The organism is Oleiphilus sp. HI0061 (assembly GCF_001635675.1).
In genome coordinates this window covers 1-7,527 of record NZ_LWFE01000848.1, presented here as the reverse complement: position 1 = coordinate 7,527, position 7,527 = coordinate 1, and the positions used below count along the sequence as shown (strand labels likewise).

Here is a 7,527-nt window from a genome sequence, read left to right as displayed (position 1 = left end):
TAAAAGAGCAGATAAAAAATGAAATTAACTATTACTCGTGAAGAAATCCTAAGTCCTCTTCAAATTATTTCGGGTGTTGTTGAGCGAAAGCAAACCATGCCTGTGCTTTCGAATATTTTGCTTGAAGCAGAACCAGGTAAAGTAGAATTAACCGGCACCAATATGGAGGTTGAGTTAGTTTGTACGCTTAATAGCGCCGCAGTCGAGACTGCTGGAAGAATTACCTTGCCTGCACGTAAGTTAGTAGATATTTGTCGCTCTTTACCAAATGATGCAGTGATTGAGCTAAGTCTGGAAGGTGAAAAGATGCACCTTCGTTCCGGTAAGAGCCACTTTACCTTAGCAACCTTGCCAGCAGATCAGTTTCCGAATACTGAAGAGTCTCCTCACGATATTGCTGTGAGTTTCATGCAGCGTGACTTTAAACAGATGCTTGATGCGACTTCTTTTGCGATGGCGCAACAGGATGTTCGCTACTACTTAAACGGCATGTTGTTAGAGCTAGGTAACCGTTACGTTCGTTTAGTTGCAACGGATGGGCATCGTCTCGCACTTTCATCTCTAGCAACAGATCTTGAGCGCGATACAGACAAGCAGGTGATTGTACCGAGAAAAGGTATTATTGAGCTCGGTCGTTTGTTATCTGACTCTGAAGACGAAGTGGTGCTTTCTATCGGTGAAAGCCATATATATTCACAGATAGGCAATTATAGATTCACTTCAAAATTGATCGATGGAAAGTTCCCTGACTATAACCGTGTTATTCCTAAGGGTGGTGACAAGGTTATGTATGCGGATAGAAGTTCGCTTAAGGATATGTTTACGCGAGCAAGTATTCTTTCACATGAAAATATTCGAGGAATTCAATTACATTTGTCTGAGAATCAATTGCAGGTGTTTGCTAATAATCCAGAGCACGAACAAGCTGAAGATTGTTTGGAAGTGGATTATCAGGGTGAAGATTTACAGATTGGATTCAATGTTAGCTATCTAATTGATGTTATGAATGTTTTGTCGAGTGAAAATATTCGAATGACGCTATTGAATGCAAATTCATCGGCTTTGATAGAGTCTTCAGAGAATGATGGAAACTTATACGTAATCATGCCGATGCGCTTATAGAGTAGGGCAGGGAAGACTCTAACAGGCGCTTCTTCATTATTAGCGTTGTAATTCAGATAGTAATATAAAAGGACAAAGCGATGGGATTGTTTACAGATACATTGAAGGGAACTTTTCGTATTGGTCAGACTACAGGCATTCTTGCTAAAACAGGTGCTCAATGGTTAATCGGTAAACGGCCACCCAATCCCAAGTTATTAAGATCTATTTTTGAAGACTTAGGTGCTACCTATATTAAGTTAGGGCAGTTTATCGCAAGTTCGCCTACTTTCTTTCCTCAAGATTACGTTGAAGAATTTCAAAACTGCTTAGATCGTACCCAGCCTTTTTCTTTTTCTGTGGCTCGAAAGATTATTGAAAATGAATTAGGTAAGCCTTTGAGTGCAGTTTATTCTTATGTTGACCCGGTTCCTTTAGCATCCGCTTCTATTGCTCAGGTTCATGCTGCCAAGCTTGTATCGGGTGAAGATGTAGTGATCAAAATTCAAAAGCCAGGTGTTGAGAATGTATTGCTTACAGACCTTAACTTTCTCTATGTCTCAGCGAGAATTATTGAATATCTGGCACCAAAGCTATCATGGACATCTATGTCTGGTGTCGTTGAAGAAATTCAGCGCACAATGATGGAAGAGTGTGATTTTATAAAAGAAGCAAATAACCTAGATGAGTTTAGCGAGTTTTTGCATAGTGCTGGCCACGAGGATGTTTGCGTTCCTAAAGTTTATCGAAGCGCTAGCTCGAGACGAGTTCTGACAATGGAACGTTTTTATGGTGTATCGCTAACTGATTTGGATACAATTCGTAAATACTGCTCCGATCCCGAAAAGACATTGATCACAGCAATGAATACCTGGTTCTCTAGTTTGACGCAGTGTGCCTTTTTCCACGCTGATGTTCATGCAGGTAACTTAATGGTTCTCGAAGATGGTCGTATCGGCTTTATCGACTTTGGTATTGTAGGTCGTATTAACCCTGGCACCTGGGAAGCTGTTTCAGACTTTATATCAGCGATTATGATTGGAAACTTTGAGGGTATGGCTGATGCGATGATTCGCATTGGTGTCACAGATAAAGATGTCATTGTTGATGACTTAGCAAACGATTTACGTCGAGTGTTTAATAAACTAGATGTGATGGTCCCCGATACAGCGATGTTCGAAACGCAGGGTGAAGATGATATTAATAATGTGCTAATGGATATGGTTAAGGTTGGTGAGCAGAATGGTATCCACTTCCCTAGAGAATTTGCTTTGTTATTAAAGCAATTTTTGTATTTCGATCGCTATGTTCATATATTAGCGCCTGAGCTAGATATGTTTGTTGATGATCGACTGAATATGCTTCATTAGAATATGGCACATCATTTATGGTTCTATGTCCTTTTTCGTAGAGCCTTTAGTTAATTTATGTCCTTATCGTCAATATCAATAAAGAGCGTTCGAAACCTCCACGATCTGAGTGTTTCTTTTAGTAAGTCTTTAAATTTTATCTGGGGCGAAAATGCATCGGGTAAAACCAGCTTACTTGAGTCAATTTATTTACTCTCTACAGGGCGCTCTTTCCGTACCCGCCATATCGATAATATTATAAATAGTGACGCCAAGAGTAGAGAGCTGATTGTCTTCGGCAAAGTTAATACCTCAAAGCAAAATGAAGAAGCTACGCCCATTGGTGTCAGAAAGTCGACCCTCCAGGGCTCCGAGATTAAAATTTCCGGCCAATCAATAAAGAGTGCAGCAATTCTAGCGAAACTAACACCGGTTCTGATGGTTGAACCTCAAAGTTTCGATTTACTTACTGGTCCTCCAAAAGTTAGACGGCAGTTTATAGATTGGGGAGTGTTCCACGTGGAACATGAATTCTCTTTTTTGTGGAACGATTATATTAATTGTCTAAAACAGCGGAATAGTCTACTCCGAACTGCTAAAATAGACCTACTTCAACTAAAAGTATGGGATAAGCGTATATCGCTCTTAGGAGAGCAAATAACGCAGCATAGAATCGAATTTATGGATAGGTTTCGAGTTACCTTCGAAACTGTATTGGCCGGACTGGGTTTAAACGAACAAAGTGAGATAGGATTAAAATACTTTCAAGGCTGGGATAAGAGTAAAAGCCTGGCAGAAATGTTAGACCAAAATCGTTCGAAAGATATAGAAAAAAAGTATACCCAGTATGGACCACATCGGGCTGATCTTAAGCTTAGAATAAGTGGTAAGAATGTGAGTGAATTTTTATCTCGTGGGCAACAGAAGTTATTGATAATTGCCTTATATATCGCTCATGTAAAATGCCTAAAAGAATTAAACGATTCGCAGACTCTCGTCTTGATAGACGATATTGCCGCGGAGCTAGATAGTAAGAATATCGATATAATTCTCTCTAATTTGTTAGAGTTGGACGCACAAGTAATGTGTACAGTTTTAGATCGAGAGATACCCCGAGATTATTTAGATAAGCATCGGTCAGATTGTAAAATGTTCCACGTGGAACATGGCCGTATTCATGAATATGATTATCAAGAAAAACAAATATAGTACCTGAAATATTAGGAGCAAAAGCTGAATGAGTGAAACTGAAAATAACTATGATTCTTCAAGTATTAAGGTACTAAAAGGCTTAGACGCGGTAAGAAAAAGACCGGGAATGTATATTGGTGATACCGATGATGGTACCGGTCTTCATCATATGGTTTTCGAAGTTGTTGATAACTCGATCGATGAAGCGCTTGCTGGTCATTGCGATACGATTGATGTTGTTATCCATCTTGATAATTCAATTTCGGTATCTGATAACGGGCGTGGTATTCCTACAGAGATTCACGAGGAAGAGGGGGTTTCTGCAGCCGAAGTTATTCTGACAGTATTACACGCTGGTGGTAAGTTCGATGATAACTCCTACAAAGTATCTGGTGGCTTGCACGGTGTTGGTGTATCGGTTGTAAATGCTTTATCCGAAAAGCTTAAGTTAACGATACGCAGAGAAGGCAAAATATACGAGCAAGAGTATACCCACGGCGTGCCTGATTACTCCCTTAAAGAGGTGGGTCATTCTGAGACGACGGGAACGATGGTGACCTTCAAACCAAGTTCAGAAACTTTCACTCAGACTGAGTATAACTATGATCAACTCGCAAAGCGCTTGAGAGAACTGTCATTTTTGAATTCCGGCGTACGGATTCATTTAAAAGACGAGCGTAGTGATAAAGAAGACCTATTCGAATTTGAAGGTGGTTTATCGTCATTTGTTGAGTACTTGAATCATAACAAAACGACTGTAAACGACATGTTCCACTTTAATATTATGCATGAAGCAACAGGGGTTGGCGTAGAAGTCGCTATGCAGTGGAACGACACTTATCAGGAAAATATCTTCTGCTATACCAACAATATTCCACAGCGAGACGGTGGAACGCATATGGCGGGTTTCCGTGGTGCACTAACTCGTACATTGAATAACTATATCGAGAATGAAGGTCTAGGTAAGAAAGAAAAGGTTTCAACAACAGGGGACGATGCGCGAGAAGGCTTAACCGCAATTGTTTCGGTTAAAGTTCCCGATCCAAAGTTCAGCTCGCAAACTAAAGATAAGTTAGTATCGAGCGAAGTAAAGACAGCTGTTGAACAAGAAATGGCTGCTAAGTTTGCAGACTATTTGTTAGAGCAGCCACAACAAGCCAAGAACCTGGTTGGTAAGATGCTTGATGCGGCAAGAGCTAGAGAAGCAGCACGAAAAGCGAGAGAAATGACTCGACGTAAAGGTGCGCTAGATATTGCTGGTTTGCCTGGGAAATTGGCAGATTGTCAGGAGAAAGACCCAGCGCTTTCCGAACTATACATAGTGGAGGGTGACTCGGCGGGCGGATCAGCCAAACAGGGCCGGGACAGAAAAACACAGGCAATACTGCCACTGAAAGGTAAGATATTAAACGTTGAAAAAGCACGCTTTGATAAGATGCTATCTTCTGCAGAGGTTGGCACCTTAATTACAGCCTTAGGTTGTGGTATTGGGCGAGAAGAGTACAACATCGAGAAACTCCGTTATCACAGCATCATTATCATGACTGATGCGGATGTCGATGGTTCTCATATTAGAACCTTATTATTGACGTTCTTTTTCCGTCAGATGCGAGAGATTATAGAACGTGGTCATATTTTTATTGCTATGCCTCCTTTATATAAAGTTAAGAAGGGCAAGCAGGAGCAGTACCTGAAAGACGAAGCTGCCTTAGAACAATACCTGACCCAGTCAGCTTTAGATGATACTCATTTATATGTTGATGAGGGAACACCCTCAATCTCTGGCCAAGGTTTAGAAACCTTAGTTGGTCAATATCGTGAAGTAGAAACCATTATTTCTAAGCTTGCCCGTTCTTATCCGTTACTTGTACTGGAAACTTTGCTTAAAGTAAGCGCGCTGAATAAAGAAGATCTTAAAGAGAAAGCGACAGTTTCGGCTTGGGTTGAAGAAATACAGCCTTTGCTTGGTATTGATACCAAGACAGGTATGAACTATGTATTTGGTATTTCTCACGACGAAGAAAAAGACCTGTACTTACCAAAAGTTGATGTATTTGTGCACGGTATATCAACTGAGTATATCTTCAGTGAAGAGTTCATTGAGTCAGCTGGTTATGAAAAAATTGTCACGATGGCGAAGTCTCTTGAAGGTATTTTCAGTGAGAATAGCTTTATTAAGCGTGGTGAAAAACAGTTTGCGATCACTGATTTTAAGCAAGGTTTAGAGGTTCTAATGAAGGAAGCTCAGCGTGGTCTTTATATTCAGCGATATAAAGGTCTAGGTGAGATGAACCCTGAGCAGCTTTGGGAAACAACGATGGACCCAGAAAGTCGCCGTATGATGAAAGTAAATATCGAAGATGCGGTTGCCGCTGATCAGATCTTTACGACCTTAATGGGTGATGAAGTTGAACCAAGACGAGACTTTATTCAGACAAATGCTTTGGAAGTAACAAACCTGGATGTCTAGTTCTAAGTCCCAAGGTGACGCCTCAATTAGTGCTGAAAGTAAGCCATATCACCATGGTGACTTGAAGACGGCATTAGTTGAGTCAGCTAAAGACATATTAAAAATTAAAGGCGTAGATGCTCTATCTTTAAGAGCCATTGCCGCAGAAGTAGGGGTGTCGCATATGGCACCTTATACTCACTTTAAGAACAAGAAAGAGCTCTTACAAGCTATCGCTGCATCAGGCTTCGATGACCTAACTAAACGCTTGATAGATATTAAGAAGAGCTATACTGATCCATGGGATTTGGTATTTAACTACGGCGTCGCCTACGTTCAGTTTGCCGTAGAAAACCCTGCAATTTATAGACTAATGCTGAGCCAGGCTGATACTGGTGGTCGTCGAAACAAGCTAGAAGCCTCAGCGAATCCAGAGATATCCCCTGTCCTCGAAATTAGTTCTCAAAAGCCTTTTAAAATACTTAGACAAGCATTTGAGCATGGCAATGTTGAGTCCAAGCATGTAACGGCTAGAGCCCTGAGTGCATGGTCGATGGTTCACGGCATGTCAGCTTTAATTATTGATGGCCATATTCGTATACCTGGGGATATGAGCATTAGTGAATTCTTTGCTCAGGCAGTTTCACCGAAAATGATGAAGTTATAATTAATTGATCTGATTCATTGATGGGGTAGGGAAGGACAAACTCTAGTTAAAATTAGGTACCAGTTTGAAGACCTTAACCGGTACCTAATTTGGCTTTTGGGTTTTCTTTATATAGAGATCTCTATATCGCTTGTTGGAAAAGCAACGCATGAATGAATCCAAGAAAATTTACGATCTGATTTACGTAGCTTGGATTCATGAGGATTAAATACTTCTCCGCTTATTAGCTTAACGCGACATAAACTGCACTCACCAGAGCGGCAAGCATTCTCGGTGCTTAGGCCATAACGTTCGAGACTATTCAGCAGAGGTTCACCTGACTTTGCAACAAAACTTCCTTTACCTTGTACTGTGATAGTTACCTCTTTTTCAATAGAAGTATCTTCAGGCCAGTGTGCTTGTGTTTCGTAAGCGTCACGCGAAGCACACCTGTCATCTAACTTCTAAACTAACATTCCAGGGCAACAGAGCTGTCAGAGTGTCATCATCGTCACGCTCGCTCAATACGTTAAGAATCTGATGCAGATAATCGAATGGCACGAGGTTATTCGCTTTTGCTGTTTCAACAATACTGTAAAGTACACTGCTGGCATGGGCACCACTAGTGGTGTTTGAGAATAACCAGTTTTTTCGCCCTATCACGAAGGGTTTGATTGCTCTTTCTGCACGATTGTTATCGATATTCAGATGACCATCTTCTAAGTAGCGTGTCAGCTTTGGCCATTGATTTAAACTGTATGCGAGTGCTTTGCCCAAGGCCGATTTAGGCG

The 7,527-nt window shown here is 40.9% G+C and carries 7 protein-coding genes; 5 read left to right on the top strand and 2 right to left on the bottom strand.

Annotated features, from left to right (window positions below; translation table 11 throughout):
• Positions 1–18: 18 nt before the first annotated feature.
• The 5 genes from dnaN to A3735_RS10135 all read left to right on the top strand — a co-directional run bounded on the left by dnaN (position 19) and on the right by A3735_RS10135 (position 6,757).
• On the top strand, positions 19–1,122 hold the full coding sequence (gene dnaN / locus A3735_RS10155) for a DNA polymerase III subunit beta (protein WP_068507320.1): 1,104 nt from the start codon (positions 19–21) through the stop codon (positions 1,120–1,122).
• A gap of 80 nt (positions 1,123–1,202) precedes the next feature.
• Positions 1,203–2,471: an AarF/ABC1/UbiB kinase family protein gene (locus tag A3735_RS10150; protein ID WP_068507323.1), complete on the top strand. Its 1,269-nt coding sequence runs from the start codon at positions 1,203–1,205 to the stop codon at positions 2,469–2,471.
• 57 nt (positions 2,472–2,528) lie between these two features.
• On the top strand, positions 2,529–3,659 hold the full coding sequence (gene recF, locus A3735_RS10145; RefSeq protein WP_068507325.1) for a DNA replication/repair protein RecF: 1,131 nt from the start codon (positions 2,529–2,531) through the stop codon (positions 3,657–3,659).
• 28 nt (positions 3,660–3,687) lie between these two features.
• Positions 3,688–6,111: a DNA topoisomerase (ATP-hydrolyzing) subunit B gene (gene gyrB / locus A3735_RS10140; RefSeq protein WP_068507326.1), complete on the top strand. Its 2,424-nt coding sequence runs from the start codon at positions 3,688–3,690 to the stop codon at positions 6,109–6,111.
• Complete coding sequence (locus A3735_RS10135; protein WP_068507328.1) at positions 6,104–6,757, top strand: TetR/AcrR family transcriptional regulator; 654 nt, start codon at positions 6,104–6,106, stop codon at positions 6,755–6,757. The genes gyrB and A3735_RS10135 overlap by 8 nt, the downstream gene beginning before the upstream one ends.
• A gap of 107 nt (positions 6,758–6,864) precedes the next feature.
• Here the strand turns inward: A3735_RS10135 and A3735_RS32525 are convergent, their stop codons facing one another.
• Positions 6,865–7,113, bottom strand: a complete 249-nt coding sequence (locus A3735_RS32525; RefSeq protein WP_369820524.1) for a 2Fe-2S iron-sulfur cluster-binding protein — start codon at positions 7,111–7,113, stop codon at positions 6,865–6,867.
• 76 nt (positions 7,114–7,189) lie between these two features.
• Positions 7,190–7,527 (bottom strand): transposase (locus A3735_RS10130; protein WP_156499582.1); only part of this gene is annotated, 338 nt, incomplete at its 5' end.